This is a genomic window from Staphylococcus sp. EG-SA-15, assembly GCF_017151895.1.
GTDB classification, from domain to species: domain Bacteria; phylum Bacillota; class Bacilli; order Staphylococcales; family Staphylococcaceae; genus Staphylococcus; species Staphylococcus aureus.
Genome location: NZ_JACVZN010000003.1, coordinates 1 through 15917, shown reverse-complemented (window position 1 = coordinate 15917; position 15917 = coordinate 1). Strand labels below are relative to the sequence as shown.

Annotated in this window: 15 protein-coding genes and 1 pseudogene; 11 read left to right on the top strand and 5 right to left on the bottom strand. The window is 30.8% G+C overall.

Translation table 11 applies throughout. The features are described from left to right. The 5 genes from truA to IDG64_RS03015 all read left to right on the top strand — a co-directional run bounded on the left by truA (position 1) and on the right by IDG64_RS03015 (position 4485). Positions 1 to 804 carry a tRNA pseudouridine(38-40) synthase TruA gene (gene truA / locus IDG64_RS03035; protein WP_001221859.1) on the top strand — a complete coding sequence of 268 codons (804 nt, stop codon included), beginning with the start codon at positions 1 to 3 and terminating at the stop codon, positions 802 to 804. A gap of 239 nt (positions 805 to 1043) precedes the next feature. Next, positions 1044 to 1481, top strand: a complete 438-nt coding sequence (gene rplM / locus IDG64_RS03030; RefSeq protein WP_001250038.1) for a 50S ribosomal protein L13 — start codon at positions 1044 to 1046, stop codon at positions 1479 to 1481. 19 nt (positions 1482 to 1500) lie between these two features. Next, positions 1501 to 1893 (top strand): 30S ribosomal protein S9, encoded by a 393-nt coding sequence (rpsI, locus tag IDG64_RS03025; RefSeq protein WP_001790547.1) that lies wholly within the window; start codon positions 1501 to 1503, stop codon positions 1891 to 1893. A 928-nt stretch (positions 1894 to 2821) separates the two neighbouring features. Further along, positions 2822 to 3646, top strand: coding sequence for a PhzF family phenazine biosynthesis protein (locus tag IDG64_RS03020; RefSeq protein WP_000708541.1), 825 nt, complete (start codon positions 2822 to 2824; stop codon positions 3644 to 3646). Positions 3647 to 4335: 689 nt separating this feature from the next. Then, positions 4336 to 4485: a hypothetical protein gene (locus IDG64_RS03015; RefSeq protein WP_281346102.1), complete on the top strand. Its 150-nt coding sequence runs from the start codon at positions 4336 to 4338 to the stop codon at positions 4483 to 4485. Here IDG64_RS03015 and IDG64_RS03010 read toward each other — a convergent pair. Continuing rightward, a pseudogene (locus tag IDG64_RS03010) lies at positions 4467 to 4699 on the bottom strand (hypothetical protein). The gene IDG64_RS03015 and the pseudogene IDG64_RS03010 sit on opposite strands and share 19 nt — an antisense overlap. Positions 4700 to 4931: 232 nt before the next feature. Between IDG64_RS03010 and alsS the strand changes: the two are divergent. Then, positions 4932 to 6596 (top strand): acetolactate synthase AlsS, encoded by a 1665-nt coding sequence (gene alsS / locus IDG64_RS03005; RefSeq protein ID WP_000130147.1) that lies wholly within the window; start codon positions 4932 to 4934, stop codon positions 6594 to 6596. A 36-nt stretch (positions 6597 to 6632) separates the two neighbouring features. After that, positions 6633 to 7337: an acetolactate decarboxylase gene (gene budA / locus IDG64_RS03000; RefSeq protein ID WP_000179066.1), complete on the top strand. Its 705-nt coding sequence runs from the start codon at positions 6633 to 6635 to the stop codon at positions 7335 to 7337. Between the two features lie 382 nt (positions 7338 to 7719). Here the strand turns inward: budA and IDG64_RS02995 are convergent, their stop codons facing one another. Then, a complete protein-coding gene (locus IDG64_RS02995) occupies positions 7720 to 8145 on the bottom strand; it encodes an MAP domain-containing protein (protein WP_001805350.1) in 426 nt (141 codons plus the stop codon). A gap of 293 nt (positions 8146 to 8438) precedes the next feature. Here IDG64_RS02995 and IDG64_RS02990 point away from each other — a divergent pair, with 293 nt between their 5' ends. Together IDG64_RS02990 and IDG64_RS02985 are read left to right on the top strand one after the other, a co-directional pair. After that, on the top strand, positions 8439 to 9254 hold the full coding sequence (locus tag IDG64_RS02990; protein WP_000044371.1) for an HAD-IIB family hydrolase: 816 nt from the start codon (positions 8439 to 8441) through the stop codon (positions 9252 to 9254). 64 nt (positions 9255 to 9318) lie between these two features. After that, positions 9319 to 11151: an RNA-directed DNA polymerase gene (locus tag IDG64_RS02985; RefSeq protein WP_000247647.1), complete on the top strand. Its 1833-nt coding sequence runs from the start codon at positions 9319 to 9321 to the stop codon at positions 11149 to 11151. Positions 11152 to 11335: 184 nt separating this feature from the next. On the opposite strand, the gene ednB is transcribed toward IDG64_RS02985, so the two are convergent. The 3 genes from ednB to etd form a co-directional block, all read right to left on the bottom strand. Further along, on the bottom strand, positions 11336 to 12091 hold the full coding sequence (gene ednB, locus IDG64_RS02980) for an epidermal cell differentiation inhibitor EdnB (RefSeq protein ID WP_016169335.1): 756 nt from the start codon (positions 12089 to 12091) through the stop codon (positions 11336 to 11338). Positions 12092 to 12124: 33 nt separating this feature from the next. Beyond that, on the bottom strand, positions 12125 to 12823 hold the full coding sequence (locus IDG64_RS02975) for a trypsin-like serine peptidase (RefSeq protein WP_001032147.1): 699 nt from the start codon (positions 12821 to 12823) through the stop codon (positions 12125 to 12127). 155 nt (positions 12824 to 12978) lie between these two features. Beyond that, complete coding sequence (etd, locus tag IDG64_RS02970; protein ID WP_000159057.1) at positions 12979 to 13824, bottom strand: exfoliative toxin D; 846 nt, start codon at positions 13822 to 13824, stop codon at positions 12979 to 12981. A gap of 246 nt (positions 13825 to 14070) precedes the next feature. Here etd and IDG64_RS02965 point away from each other — a divergent pair, with 246 nt between their 5' ends. After that, positions 14071 to 15627, top strand: coding sequence for a type I restriction-modification system subunit M (locus tag IDG64_RS02965; protein ID WP_000028653.1), 1557 nt, complete (start codon positions 14071 to 14073; stop codon positions 15625 to 15627). Then, positions 15620 to 15917, top strand: a 298-nt coding sequence (locus tag IDG64_RS02960) for a restriction endonuclease subunit S domain-containing protein (protein WP_481906129.1), incomplete at its 3' end; no start/stop codon positions are given. The genes IDG64_RS02965 and IDG64_RS02960, both read left to right, overlap by 8 nt.

The following is a 15917-nucleotide window of genomic DNA, read 5'->3' as shown; positions in this document are numbered from 1 at the left end:
ATGCGTATATTAGTAGAAATTGCGTATCAAGGAAATAATTTTCTAGGCTTTCAAATTCAACAGAATGGACGTACGGTACAGCAACAATTTGAAAAGCTATTACAACGCATGCATAAAAGACATGTGAGAATCCATCCTTCAAGTAGGACTGATAGAGGTGTACATGCGATACAGCAATACTTTCATTTCGACACAGAGCTGAATATACCTATGTCACAATGGCAATATGCAATGAACCGAACGTTACCTGATGATATTTATGTCAACAATGTAGTTACAGTCGATGACGATTTTCATTGTCGTTATGATTGTGTAGGTAAACGTTATCGCTACAAAGTATATCAAGCACAACACCGCGATCCATTTCAAAGTGGTTTGAAAACATTTATTCCTGAAACGTTGGATTTAGGTAAAATGAACAGAGCGGCGCAACAATTCATAGGTACACATGATTTTACGGGATTTTGTTCGCAAAAAACTGAAGTAGAAAGCAAAGTTAGAACATTATACCAAAGTGAAATCGTAAAGACAGATGATGGCTTTGATTATATTGTCACTGGATCTGGATTTTTATATAACATGGTGCGTGTCTTAGTTGCATTTTTAATAGAAGTTGGAAAAGGACGACATGAAATTTCTGATGTGCCGAAGCTACTTGAATCAAAGAATCGTAAGAATGTTCCTTTCACTGCACCGGCTGAAGGATTATATTTAGAGAAAATTTATTTAGATGAAAATGAGTTATTAAAAGACTTTGGCAACGATATAAAAATACATCGTAAAAAATCATTACAAAATGACTGATTGCCATTGACAAAAAGCTTGTGAAATTATAAGATTATTAACGGTATTGTTTTATATCCACCCCACGATAAGCCCCGGAAACTTATTGTGTTACAAGATATATAAGCAGAAACGAACAACAGTTAACAAAATAAATGAAATTAAACGTTTTAAAAATGAAACAAATGAAATCATCTATTAGGTTATGAAACTGTTTATAGCTTGAATAGAAGCATTTATTTTTTAGGAGGACAATTATTATGCGTCAAACATTTATGGCAAATGAATCAAACATTGAGCGCAAATGGTATGTTATCGATGCTGAAGGCCAAACATTAGGTCGTTTATCATCAGAAGTAGCATCTATCTTACGCGGTAAAAATAAAGTAACTTACACACCACACGTTGATACTGGTGATTATGTAATCGTTATTAATGCATCAAAAATCGAATTTACTGGTAACAAAGAAACTGACAAAGTTTACTACCGTCACTCAAATCACCCAGGTGGTATCAAATCAATCACTGCTGGTGAATTAAGAAGAACTAACCCAGAACGTTTAATTGAAAACTCAATTAAAGGTATGTTACCAAGCACTCGTTTAGGCGAAAAACAAGGTAAAAAATTATTTGTATATGGTGGCGCTGAACATCCACACGCTGCACAACAACCAGAAAACTACGAATTACGTGGTTAATTAGAAGGAGGAAATGACTTTGGCACAAGTTGAATATAGAGGCACAGGCCGTCGTAAAAACTCAGTAGCACGTGTACGTTTAGTACCAGGTGAAGGTAACATCACAGTTAATAACCGTGACGTACGCGAATACTTACCATTCGAATCATTAATTTTAGACTTAAACCAACCATTTGATGTAACTGAAACTAAAGGTAACTATGATGTTTTAGTTAACGTTCATGGTGGTGGTTTCACTGGACAAGCTCAAGCTATCCGTCACGGAATCGCTCGTGCATTATTAGAAGCAGATCCTGAATACAGAGGTTCTTTAAAACGCGCTGGATTACTTACTCGTGACCCACGTATGAAAGAACGTAAAAAACCAGGTCTTAAAGCAGCTCGTCGTTCACCTCAATTCTCAAAACGTTAATTGTCGGACGATATATACAAAACACCTCGATTTTATGTCGAGGTGTTTTTTTACGTTTATGTATTAAATTATTCAAAGTTTAGGGGATTTAAAACCTCAATGTCTTTAACTAAACCACACTTCTTACAAAAAATATATTTAATTTCCGATCCATTTATCGATAACTTAGACCTTTTTAATCTTCATGTACTGTGTGGCTTCTGTAAACTCTTTATTTCCGCATCTTTTACATTGCATAAATAATAGCTCCTTTTATCTATAATACAAATTTATTGTAATAATACATAACATTAATTTTAATTTAAGGTATAATTATATACAAATAGTATCATTAGGGGGTTATTTATAAAATATTCAACACTAATTGTATTATCATAACATTATGAAGGAGTTTTATTAAAAGTATAAAATTAACAAATAATCTAGGAGAACCATAACAATCTATTCATTCTTGTTCTATCGCGAACTTCAGATAAAGATGAAGTGTCATAAAAAATAAAATGATACATTTAATTCTGAAATTATTGAAACTAAGTTCTTTGATACAACTACAGATATAGGTATTCCAACAATATATTGTTTGCAAATAGCGAAATATAATAATGAAGTTAAGAACTTAATAATTTAATTCTTTATTCTATAGATGTTGTAAATCAATATCCTAAATTCTCAACAGCTATTTGTATTATGTTGTATAATGACAAAGATTTGGTAGATTAATATTATAATTTTGAAAACTAATAGAAAGTTTATTCAAGACAACGTCTTATTTTATAAAATCTGAAAGAAAATTTGCTTTTCTAAAATGGATAGATGAAAATGATTTGCATCATAAACGCCAAAGTTAAAGGTTTATAAGTAGCATTACATTTAAGAAGGATTAGAATGAATAAATTATTAAATGAAAAACTATTCGAGGAGTTTAATTATGAAAATTTATAACACAACTGTTTTTGCGTATAAAAATCAAGGTGGTAATCCTTGCCCGGTGGTGTTAGAAGCTGACGAATTATCATATGATGATATGATATATATTGCCAAAAAACTGAAATTAGAAGTAGGTTTTGTTCTTAATAGTAACAATCCCTCATGTGAGTATGAATTTAAATATTTTGTTCCAAATAAAGAAATGGAAATGTGCGTTCATGCGACTATAGCATGTGTAACTATTCTTAAAAAGAATAAGTACCTTGATAAAAATAAATTTTCAGTAGAGACATTGGCTGGTGTTTTAGAGATTGAGATCATAGGGGACGATACAGATTTCAAAGTCAAAGTAAAACAGGGCAATCCTGAAATTAGTAATCAGTTAATTGATAAAGTTGATATTGCTAAAGCGTTGAATGTATCTGTAAATCAATTTACAGGTAATCCTGTAAAGAACATTTCTACTTCTAGATTCAAAACAATTATTGAATTGAAGGATGTAGTGACATTAAATAAGTTAACACCTAATTACGATTACTTATGGAAAGTGTGTGATAAAATTGGATCGACTGGATTTTATCCATTTGTAAAAGATGAAAAGAATATATATCATGCCAGACAATTCCCTAACAACACAGGATACATAGAAGATTCTGCTACCGGTGTAGCAGCTTCAGCACTAGGAATTTATATTAAAGATGTAATGAATCAGTCTTTTAATGAATTAAAAGTATATCAAGGTTTTGCTATGAGTAGTCCAAGTGAAATTGTAGTTATGAATGATTACATATCAAATTTTGTAATTGGGAATGCAATTATTTATTAAGTGATGATTACTTTTAGGAAATTTAGTTGAATTACTGTATTAACAGTTTTTACTAGCTTAAAGTTCTTTAGTAAATATGAAAAATAAATACCTTATTAAGAATAAAGTTATGCTTGTCATAGAGATCTTACTTTATAAATTGTAAGGATTTCTACTACTGGCTAGCAGTTATTTCACCACTGAGTGATATTTGATCCAATTCTATGTAAACGAAAAAATCAGAAATCCTATAATATCATGCCTTAAGACAGTATATGGAACTATACGAAACCCTAAAGTAAACCAGGTCTTAAAGCAGCTCGTCGTTCACCTCAATTCTCAAAACGTTAATTGTCGAACGATATATACAAAACACTTCGATGTTATGTCGAGGTGTTTTTTTGCGTTTGTGTGGGGAATATGAAATGTATGTAGTATAAATGAACTTTCTTTTATTTAATGTCTCAGGTATAGAATTAATTCAACTATTAATTATTGATTTACACGTATAATTTGTACAAGTTTACACAATCAAAAGAGTACTTTATTAAATTGTCATTTAGCTTGCGGAGACCGTACGATAGTGTTCTAATAATAGATATTCAAGGGCAAGAACGACCAGACGATAACTCAAGAATCATGATTTAAGAGTATTATCAAAATAAGGAGTGACTTAATTGAAAGATTCTATATTTTAGAAGAAAGCTTTTATTCCTGTTTATTTTATTGTTGCGATGCTGACGTTTCTACTTTTTAGGTTTTATATTAAAACAGACAACTTTTCTATGTATTTAATGATTATCTTCTTAATGTGTTTAGGAACTGCATCTATCATTTATAACTATAAAACCAATCGATAAATATAAGTATGAAATGTATAAGTCACAGTTAGATCTAAGTCTTGCTGTGGCTTTTTTTATCGAAATGACAATTTCATGTTGCTATAAAACAACATTTTCGGCCCGCCATAAAACGACAATTTCAAACTGCCATTGACTAAATACCTCATCCCAAAATATCGTAACAATCCTATACATCAATCAATCCAACATTCCTCATAATCACAACGCACAAAATCTACTCATGCATTTTTGGAATACTTAGTATTACAAATAACGATTTTTATTCATCTAACAAAGGTTATATAATGTGATGAAGGCAATTTATATGTATTACAAATCTAATCGTACATTTAAAATTTTGATAAACATCATTAATTTTGCGTAACTATCATTAGATTACAAATCACAATGTAATTACATGTAATACACATCTATACATCACATTTGAAGGGAAATGAATATAAATGACTGATAAAAAGTACACTGCAGCCGATATGGTTATTGATACTTTGAAAAATAATGGGGTAGAATATGTTTTTGGTATTCCGGGTGCAAAGATTGACTATCTATTTAATGCTTTAATTGATGATGGTCCTGAACTTATTGTCACTCGTCATGAACAAAACGCCGCAATGATGGCGCAAGGTATTGGAAGATTAACAGGCAAACCGGGTGTAGTACTTGTTACAAGTGGGCCTGGTGTAAGTAATTTAACGACTGGACTATTAACTGCAACATCTGAAGGGGATCCTGTATTAGCGTTAGGTGGCCAAGTGAAACGTAATGATTTATTACGATTAACGCATCAAAGTATTGATAATGCTGCGCTATTAAAATACTCATCAAAATACAGTGAAGAAGTACAAGATCCTGAATCATTATCAGAAGTTATGACAAATGCAATCCGTATTGCTACTTCAGGAAAAAATGGCGCAAGTTTTATTAGTATTCCGCAAGACGTGATTTCTTCACCAGTTGAATCTAAAGCGATATCACTTTGTCAAAAACCAAATTTAGGTGTACCAAGTGAACAAGATATTAATGATGTCATTGAAGCGATTAAAAATGCATCATTTCCGGTTTTATTAGCTGGAATGAGAAGTTCAAGTGCAGACGAAACGAATGCTATTCGCAAGCTAGTAGAGCGTACCAATTTACCCGTTGTAGAAACATTCCAAGGTGCGGGTGTGATTAGTCGTGTATTAGAAAATCATTTCTTTGGGCGAGTGGGTTTATTCCGTAATCAAGTTGGTGATGAATTATTACGTAAAAGTGATTTAGTTGTTACAATCGGTTATGATCCTATAGAATATGAGGCTAGTAACTGGAATAAAGAATTAGATACGCAAATAATCAATATTGACGAAGTTCAAGCTGAAATTACTAATTATATGCAACCGAAAAAAGAGTTGATTGGTAATATTGCTAAAACGATTGAAATGATTTCTGACAAAGTAGATGAACCATTTATAAATCAACAACATTTGGATGAATTAGAACAATTAAGAACACATATTGATGAAGAAACTGGTATCAAAGCGACGCATGAAGAAGGAATTCTACATCCAGTCGAAATTATTGAATCTATGCAAAAGGTATTAACTGATGATACTACTGTAACAGTTGATGTTGGTAGTCACTATATTTGGATGGCACGTAATTTCAGAAGTTACAATCCAAGACATTTATTATTTAGTAACGGTATGCAAACGCTTGGTGTAGCATTACCGTGGGCAATTTCAGCTGCGCTTGTACGTCCTAATACGCAAGTTGTATCCGTTGCTGGCGATGGAGGCTTTTTATTTTCATCACAAGATTTAGAAACAGCCGTACGTAAAAATCTAAACATTATTCAACTTATTTGGAACGATGGAAAATATAACATGGTTGAATTCCAAGAAGAAATGAAATATAAACGTTCATCAGGTGTCGACTTCGGTCCTGTAGATTTCGTAAAATATGCTGAATCATTTGGCGCAAAAGGTTTACGAGTTACTAATCAAGAAGAATTAGAAGCGGCAATTAAAGAGGGCTATGAAACAGATGGACCAGTATTAATTGATATACCTGTAAATTATAAAGATAATATCAAACTTTCAACAAATATGTTACCTGACGTATTTAACTAAAACAAAGATAAATGTTAATGAGGAGTGGGAAATTTTATGGCTAGTGTTTTATATCAACATGGTACATTAGGCACATTAATGGCAGGTTTATTAAAAGGAACTGCATCAATAAATGAATTATTGCAACATGGTGACCTAGGTATCGCTACACTAACAGGTTCAAATGGTGAGGTCATCTTTTTAGATGGAAAAGCTTACCATGCAAATGAACATAAAGAATTTGTAGAATTAAAAGGTGACGAGTTAACACCATATGCAACTGTAACTAAATTCGTAGCAGATACAAGCTATGAAACGAAAGATAAATCTTCTGAAGCAGTTTTTGCAGAAATTAAGGAGAAAATGCTGAGTGAAAATTTATTTTCAGCAGTAAAAATTTCAGGATTATTTAAAAAAATGCATGTACGTATGATGCCGGCACAAGAGCCACCTTATACACGTTTAATTGATTCAGCTAGAAGACAACCTGAACAAACTGAAACATACGTCAAAGGTTCAGTCGTTGGGTTCTTTACACCAGAACTATTCCATGGTATCGGATCAGCAGGATTCCATGTACACTTTGCAAATGATGATCGTAATTTTGGTGGACATGTCTTAGATTTTGAAGTAGAAGATGTTAAGGTAGAAATCCAAAATATAGAAACATTTGAACAGCATTTTCCAATTCAAGATGAAGATTTCATAAATGCAAATATTGACTATAAAGATATTTCAGATGAAATTAGAGAAGCTGAATAATGAATGCGGAAATGTAATGACGGTTTATGAAAATTGACTTCAAAATGCGTTATTTGGAAATGGTAGTTTTTTTATATGATTAAGCAAGACTACAATAGAACAAATATATTTATAATTACGTCTAAGTAATAAAATAAATCCCTTCACTATTAGCGGTAGTGAGGGGATTTATTTGTGTTCTAGCTATTTGAGATTTACTGTTATGTTTAGATTATAAATTACGGAAGACATTAATATCGAATTTACTTTAGTATAGGCCAATCTGTTACTACGAGAAGCAAACAAAAATAAATTACAAGTTCAATCATTCGTTCAATAACTAAAAAGACAAACGCAATTTTTCAGCGTTTGCCTCATGTAATTATTCTTCATTTTCAAATTATTATTTAACTACAATTTGTATTTGTTTGATTGTACTTGGATCAATTGAATTTTTAACGTCGTCATTTTTCTTTAGATTCACTACTTTTTTATTACCATCATTCAAAGTAAGTGTATAAGTTGCTGTTTGTGCATTATTAATTTTTTCTGTTGTAACACCACGTTGAGAAGCTAATTCATTTTTTACTTTACTGTCAATTTCTTGATAAAGTACCTTTTTATTTTCTGGAAAAACAAAGTAAGTTCGATGTAATGCAGTAATACCATCTACTGAGATCGTGTAAGGTACAGTGTGTTTTCCATCCATTGTCAATTCCTTATAACCGTTATTACTATCTGCAGATGCTTCATGACTCGGTAAAGCTGCACCTACTGTTGATAATAATCCCAATGCTAAAGTGGCAGTAACAAATGATTTTAGTTTCATATCTCAATCTCCTTTTAATGTTGTGGTATATTACACTATTTATATAACACGTTTCATAAAGTTTAAAACATACTTTTTGATTTTTTTATATTTTTGAATTTTAGTAATAGTTTTAACGAGGGATATGACTCGTGCATTTTGAAAAGTGGTAAGCAATGTTTTTAGTTTATAGCGATTCATTAGTTGTATATAATAATCATGAAAAGCATATAGTCGATCTTATACTTTTAATTGAGACTTATAGTGTATTTAAGTTATAGATAAATTCATTAAAATATTATGGAGGAATGAGTATGTCAAAGCGCCTATTATTGTTTGATTTTGATGAAACATATTTTAAACATAATACAAATGAAGAAGATTTAAGTCATTTAAGAGAAATGGAAAAATTGTTGGAAAAACTAACTAATAATAATGAAGTGATGACTGCTGTGTTGACAGGAAGTACATTTCAAAGTGTCATGGATAAAATGGATCAAGTTAATATGACGTTTAAACCATTACATATCTTTTCTGATTTGAGTTCTAAAATGTTCACTTGGAATAATGGCGAATATATTGAATCAGAAACATATAAAAAGAAAGTCTTGAGCGAACCATTTTTATTTGAAGATATTGAAGATATATTACGTCATATTTCTGCGCAATATAATGTCGAATTTATTCCACAAAGAGCATTTGAAGGTAATGAAACACATTATAATTTTTATTTTCATTCAACAGGTAATCACAGCAATGATAGGCGTATCCTAGAAGCACTTGTTAGATACGCAAATGACCAAAACTATACAGCGAGATTTAGTCGAAGCAACCCATTAGCTGGTGATCCTGAAAATGCGTATGATATTGACTTCACACCGTCAAATGCTGGAAAATTATATGCTACTCAATTTCTGATGAAAAAATACAATATACCAGTAAAGTCAATATTAGGTTTTGGAGATAGCGGCAATGATGAAGCATATTTAAGCTATCTTGAACATGCATATTTGATGTCGAATAGTAGAGATGAAGCATTAAAGCAGAAATTTAGATTAACAAAATATCCATATTATCAAGGGATAACACTGCATGTTAAAGAATTTGTTGAAGGTAAGTATGATTATTGATTGTTTGAGTGATATGTATACTTTTTAAGTGCAAATATTAATATTTAAGGGATGATTAGAAAATATGGTGAATTTAAAAATTCGTAATTTATATAACACGATTTTAGATAGTTCTTTTCTAATTAGGTATGGATACTATGATGTTAGAATGAAAAAGATTGAATCAAAAAATATTAATAATGAAGAATTAGAAGATTATTATGGCAAACCAGATACTTTCTATTTAAAAATTTTTGGTTTGCAAGACTTATATTTTCTGATGAAATCAGAGGATTTAAGAGGATTTTTTAATTTCTCTGATTTTAAAAAGAATGTAGATACGGAACCAATTTATTTTAATACTCCTAAAAATAATTATGTTCGTAGAGAATATAAGATGCCAAATGTCTATAGTTACTTACATCTATGTTTTTTTATAGAAGATAATAAAGAGGAATTTATCAATATTTTCGAAAACAATGTACAATCAACTTCAAAATATTTTAATGAATTAAACTTTAATTTTAAATTCACTAAGAAAATAGAGCAGAGGCTTCTTTTTGGAGGGAATAGTATTTTGTCTTTAGATTTATCAAACTTTTATCATACTTTGTACACACATAGTATACCTTGGGTCATACACGGAAAACAGAACTCGAAAGATAATAGATATAAAGGGTTTGCTAATAATTTGGATAGTTTAATTCAAAAATGTCAATATGGAGAAACTCATGGTATACCCGTGGGGAATATTATATCAAGGATAATAGCAGAACTATATATGTGCTATATAGACAAAAAATTAATTGAAAAAGGATATAAATATGCTAGATATGTAGATGATATTAAATATCCATTTGTATCAAATACAGATAAAGAAGGATTTTTGATGGAATTTAATTCCATATGTCGAGAGTACAATTTAATTCTAAATGATAAAAAAACAGATGTGCAGACTTTTCCATATCGTAATAACATGCAAAAAGTAGAGATTTTTAGTTATCTAGATAGCTTGAATAAAAGCTCGGAAATTGCGGATTGGAAATCAAAAATTAATGATTTTATTGATTTCTGCTTAAGTGAAGAAGTTTCAGGTAATAAAGGAGCAGTAAAATGCATTTATTCGGTGGTAATAAATAAACTTAGAGATTCAAAAATGTCCTCAAATAAGATAAACAATATTCTTGTTAGTAGGGAAAAATTAACAAAATATAACCTATATGAGAAATTTTTGGATATTTCATTGAAAGATTCGAGGTTAACAAATAAATTTATAAACTTTACAGAGCAATTGATAGACTTAAAAATTAGTAAAGAAAAACTAAAGAAAATAGCAAGGCAATATTTTAAAGAAAACAAGGAAATATGGAAAGGAAATTTAGATTATTATATTTTAAATGGTTGGAATCAAGAAGTATACCAAATATTATTATACTCTGTTTTATTCGATGAAGAAAAAATACTAAATAAAAAATCTTTACAATTAATATTAAAAAATGATTTAGATGATTACTCAAAATGTTTGAGTGTCATTTTGTGGATTAAAAAGAAATTTAGCTTTAAAGTGTTGTTAAATACATTGGAAGATAAATTAAAAGAAGTGCATTCTTCTTACAACGATGATGCAAGCGTTAGAATGCAAGAAAAATATTGGTTATTAAGGTACTTTATTTTTTATATTAATAAAAATAATATTATTGACGATGCATTTTTCAAAAAACATTACAATGAAAATAATATAAAAAAAGATAGGAACAATATCATAAAGTCTGAACTTAATATGCACTATGTTTTAAAAAGTGATTCGAGAAAAAAGCAATATGTAAACAGAGTGAATGAGTTTTTTGGATTTTTATTAAATAATAATGTGGCATTAATTCAGACAAACTATAACCATAAATTATTTGAATATCTATAAAAGTAGATGTTATTTAACTGAAAGAGTAGTAATTTTTTATGATAAGCACAAAAAGAAAATTTAATACACTTATTAAAAGAATTCGGTGTAAGTACTTGTGTAGATGACATTTAACAAGAGAAAAATCCTAACAAATATAATATTTTAAAGTATATTTGTTAGGATATATATTATTTATGTTTTCTTATTTTTTAAAAACTACAGCAGTTATAATTATCTTTCTTTTGTTATCAGAAAGTTTAACACTGCCTACAGCATATTCTGTCCCTCTAGGCAAAAGAACTTCTTGTTGACCTGGGTATGCTGTTAACTCTTTAGAATCAATATATGCTGCTTTAGTACCTTTAGGTAATTCTAATTTTAATTCAATTGGCCTACCTGCTAGTGCTGCACCACTAACTAGTTGTGTACTAGAGTAGCCATTTTCTCTGTAAATTCTACTATTCATAAGATTATTTAGTTTTGACACAAGCGCTTCATTATATTGACCATTGTTAGTTTGTTGTAGCATATGTAAATCTTCTCGCGTAAAGCCAGTTATACTTGATAAGTAGTCTAAATTTAATAATCTATATACATAGACTGAATCTGGTGTTACAGATTTAGATATCGTTGAGTCTAATTGTCTAACCTGCTCTTGAATGTTTTCGGATAATTTGTTCACGTCACCATTTGCTGATCTTAGAGGAGTATTTATGGGTGAACTATTTTTTGTATAATTATAAATAGCCATCTTATCTTTAGAAGAATACTTGGCTGACTTTATTAATGAGTTTCCCCATTTAGTAGCTTCAACTAAGTCTGTAAAATTTTTAGTCTCGGCAGCTATTGAGATTTTATTATATTTAGAGCTAAAAGATGTATCTATCAAACTAATACTTGAAATCACAAGGAATGCTGATAGAAATTTTACAATTGTATCTTTCATATTTAAATTCATCTCCTATGATATTTTTGGTTTATTTTAAGCTATTTAATAGTGTCTTACTCTGTCAATCCAATCTGCAATTTGACTATTAATTGGTATGACTAAACTACCATCCAAACTTCCTTCTGAAATAACACCGATTAATTGATCGTTTTCTTTTAAAAACACACCAGAACCAGATTGTCCAGAAGTACTTTGTAATGTAGTTCGAATTGCGTTGTCATGTACTGTTTGAGTAATAGTACCTTCTGTTTTATATTGCTTATATCCACTTTTATCAATCGGATATCCGATTGAATATACCTTTTTTCCTATAAGATTATGAAAGTTCACGCTTTTGACAGATAAGTTTATATTTCTTAGATAATAAGAATAATCGTTACTTTGATTATTTGTTTTGAGAATAGCTATATCTAGTCCAGTAAATGGATTAAATGTTGAAATATAAGCACTTCCAGCATTTGTAGCTAAGCCAGATTCGCCAGGATAAATAGTCCCTATATATCCTTCTTCAAATCCACCATCTTTACAGTGAGATGCTGTCAAACCAATATCTTTTGTAATCATAACAGCAGTACAATGATGACTATCTTTTCCTTCATATTTTGCAGTATTCAAGCTGTTCTTAGTTTTAAATATATCAGTAATGAGCGATCTGTTATCAGATATGCTAGATGCACTAACTATTTGATAGTTAGCAACTAATAGCATTAATAAAATTAAAACAATTGAGAATTTATTCACAATTTACACCTCTCTATCATTTTTTAATATTTTTGGCTATAAAATTTCATTTTAAATTATGATCGCTTTTACCTGTCATATAAATAGTGTTGATGTAAATTAATGTAGAAAGTTATTCCATAATGATTAGAATGAAATAAGGTCTAGAATCATTACTAATGAGACTGTAATTCAGCTCTTTTCTTTAAATCACTACCTAAAGTGCTTAATGAATTATCTACTGAATACAATGAGCCAATTTCAGTATTAAAAAATTTACCTATCGGTAAATTATATTTTCCTCCTTTTCCAACATGAATACCAACTAACTCTCCTTTTAAATTAAACAACCCGGATCCAGAATTTCCCGACTCAGTATACCCAAAATATTGACCAGAATTTAAATTAAAGATTTCAATTTCACTTCTATATAAAGAATTAGTAGAAAAGTTATAAGGGTATCCGAGCAAGCTTATTTTGTCACCTTGTTGCAAATCTATAGAATCTGCAATCTTTGCAGGGGGAATTAAATCACCTGCAGACTTTCCGTCTTTATTGGGTTTTAGTTTAATTATAGACAAATCAGTTCCTTGTCCATATGGGTGTTCATTAATTTCTTCTGCTACAAATTGTCCATATGGAGTTTTATATACTCCATCTTCTGTTTTAGTCGAACCAGGTGTGAATATAACTTTAGTCGGATCTTTTTTAGCCATCCTTGATACATGATAGTTTGTTATAATTGTATTTTTGCCAATTAATACACCAGAAGCTATAGTCTCCCCCTTAATAAAAACTGTTCCAACTGAATTATAGGGGCTTTTCATAGTATTTGAAACTTTTGAAAAAACTTCCTCACTTAATGTGGAAGGGGCTGCATTGTACTTTTCTCTCTTTTTTAAAATTTCAGATTCTTCATATGTATTTGCGAATAATTTATTTTCTGCATGACTAATCAACGGGGAGAGAAATATTGCAAGAGATAATGTTATAAATAACTTTTTTAATATATCTTTAGTCATAATAAAACTCCTTTCTAGTATATAATTACTATACTTTTACTTTTTATTAAATAAAATTAACTGTTTTTTAATTTTTTCTTAAATACATTTCTTAGAAATGTATTTTTATATCATGACAAAAGAATAGTCCATCAATCTTAATTCCACCACCAACATCAAAATTCTCCACATCGCAACATAACCAAATGTTATAATAAATCTATTACACAAAGAGATAAATTACTTATTCAAAGGCGGAGGAATCACATGTCTATTACTGAAAAACAACGTCAGCAACAAGCTGAATTACATAAAAAATTATGGTCGATTGCGAATGATTTAAGAGGGAACATGGATGCGAGTGAATTCCGTAATTACATTTTAGGCTTGATTTTCTATCGCTTCTTATCTGAAAAAGCGGAACAAGAATATGCAGATGCCTTGTCAGGTGAAGACATCACGTATCAAGAAGCATGGGCAGACGAAGAATACCGTGAAGATTTAAAAGCAGAATTAATTGATCAAGTCGGTTACTTCATTGAGCCACAAGATTTATTCAGTGCGATGATTCGTGAAATTGAAACGCAAGATTTCGATATAGAACATCTAGCGACGGCGATTCGCAAAGTTGAAACATCTACATTAGGTGAAGAAAGTGAAAATGACTTTATCGGGCTGTTCAGCGATATGGATTTGAGTTCAACACGACTAGGTAACAATGTCAAAGAACGTACTGCGTTAATCTCTAAAGTCATGGTTAACCTTGACGACTTACCATTCGTTCACAGTGATATGGAAATTGATATGTTAGGAGATGCATATGAATTCCTTATCGGGCGCTTTGCGGCGACAGCGGGTAAAAAAGCAGGCGAGTTCTATACACCACAACAAGTATCTAAGATACTGGCGAAGATTGTCACAGACGGTAAAGATAAATTACGTCACGTGTATGACCCAACATGTGGTTCAGGTTCACTGTTGTTACGTGTTGGTAAAGAAACGCAAGTGTATCGTTATTTCGGACAAGAACGTAACAATACTACATACAACTTAGCACGCATGAACATGTTATTACATGATGTACGATATGAAAATTTCGATATCCGTAATGATGACACGTTGGAAAATCCAGCCTTTTTAGGCCATACATTTGATGCGGTTATTGCGAACCCACCGTATAGTGCGAAATGGACAGCAGATTCAAAATTTGAAAATGATGAACGATTTAGTGGTTACGGCAAGCTTGCGCCAAAATCCAAAGCAGACTTTGCCTTTATTCAACATATGGTACATTACCTAGACGATGAAGGTACCATGGCAGTTGTACTCCCACATGGTGTCTTATTCCGTGGTGCCGCAGAAGGCGTCATTCGTCGTTATTTAATTGAAGAAAAGAACTACTTAGAAGCCGTGATTGGCTTACCAGCGAATATTTTCTATGGTACAAGTATTCCAACATGTATTTTAGTATTTAAAAAATGTCGCCAACAAGACGACAACGTATTATTTATCGATGCATCCAATGATTTTGAAAAAGGAAAAAATCAAAACCATTTAAGCGATGCCCAAGTCGAACGTATTATAGACACATATAAGCGTAAAGAAACGATTGATAAATATAGCTACAGCGCGACATTACAAGAGATTGCCGAGAACGATTATAATCTAAACATACCGAGATATGTCGATACATTCGAAGAAGAAGCGCCAATTGATTTAGATCAAGTCCAACAAGATTTGAAAAATATCGACAAAGAAATCGCAGAAATTGAACAAGAAATCAATGCATACCTGAAAGAACTAGGGGTGTTGAAAGATGAGTAATACACAAAAGAAAAATGTGCCAGAGTTGAGATTCCCAGAATTTGAAGGCGAATGGGAAGAGAAGCAGTTTGCTGATTTTACTAAAATAAATCAAGGATTACAGATTGCTATTAATGAACGTAAAACTGAATATTCTCCAGAGTTGTATTTTTATATAACAAATGAATTTTTAAGACCAAATAGTCAAACTAAATATTTTATCGAAAATCCCCCTCAATCAGTAATTGCAAATAAAGAAGATATTTTAATGACTAGAACAGGTAATACTGGAAAAGTAGTAACTAATGTAT

Excerpts from the sequence above, each read along its gene's own strand:
- IDG64_RS03020 (WP_000708541.1), top strand. The coding sequence starts at position 2,822 with ATGAAAATTTATAACACAACTGTTTTTGCGTATAAAAATCAAGGTGGT.
- IDG64_RS02965 (WP_000028653.1), top strand. The coding sequence starts at position 14,071 with ATGTCTATTACTGAAAAACAACGTCAGCAACAAGCTGAATTACATAAA.
- budA (WP_000179066.1), top strand. The coding sequence starts at position 6,633 with ATGGCTAGTGTTTTATATCAACATGGTACATTAGGCACATTAATGGCA.
- truA (WP_001221859.1), top strand. The coding sequence starts at position 1 with ATGCGTATATTAGTAGAAATTGCGTATCAAGGAAATAATTTTCTAGGC.
- rplM (WP_001250038.1), top strand. The coding sequence starts at position 1,044 with ATGCGTCAAACATTTATGGCAAATGAATCAAACATTGAGCGCAAATGG.
- IDG64_RS02990 (WP_000044371.1), top strand. The coding sequence starts at position 8,439 with ATGTCAAAGCGCCTATTATTGTTTGATTTTGATGAAACATATTTTAAA.
- etd (WP_000159057.1), bottom strand. The coding sequence starts at position 13,824 with ATGACTAAAGATATATTAAAAAAGTTATTTATAACATTATCTCTTGCA.
- IDG64_RS02995 (WP_001805350.1), bottom strand. The coding sequence starts at position 8,145 with ATGAAACTAAAATCATTTGTTACTGCCACTTTAGCATTGGGATTATTA.
- ednB (WP_016169335.1), bottom strand. The coding sequence starts at position 12,091 with ATGAATTTAAATATGAAAGATACAATTGTAAAATTTCTATCAGCATTC.
- alsS (WP_000130147.1), top strand. The coding sequence starts at position 4,932 with ATGACTGATAAAAAGTACACTGCAGCCGATATGGTTATTGATACTTTG.
- IDG64_RS02985 (WP_000247647.1), top strand. The coding sequence starts at position 9,319 with ATGGTGAATTTAAAAATTCGTAATTTATATAACACGATTTTAGATAGT.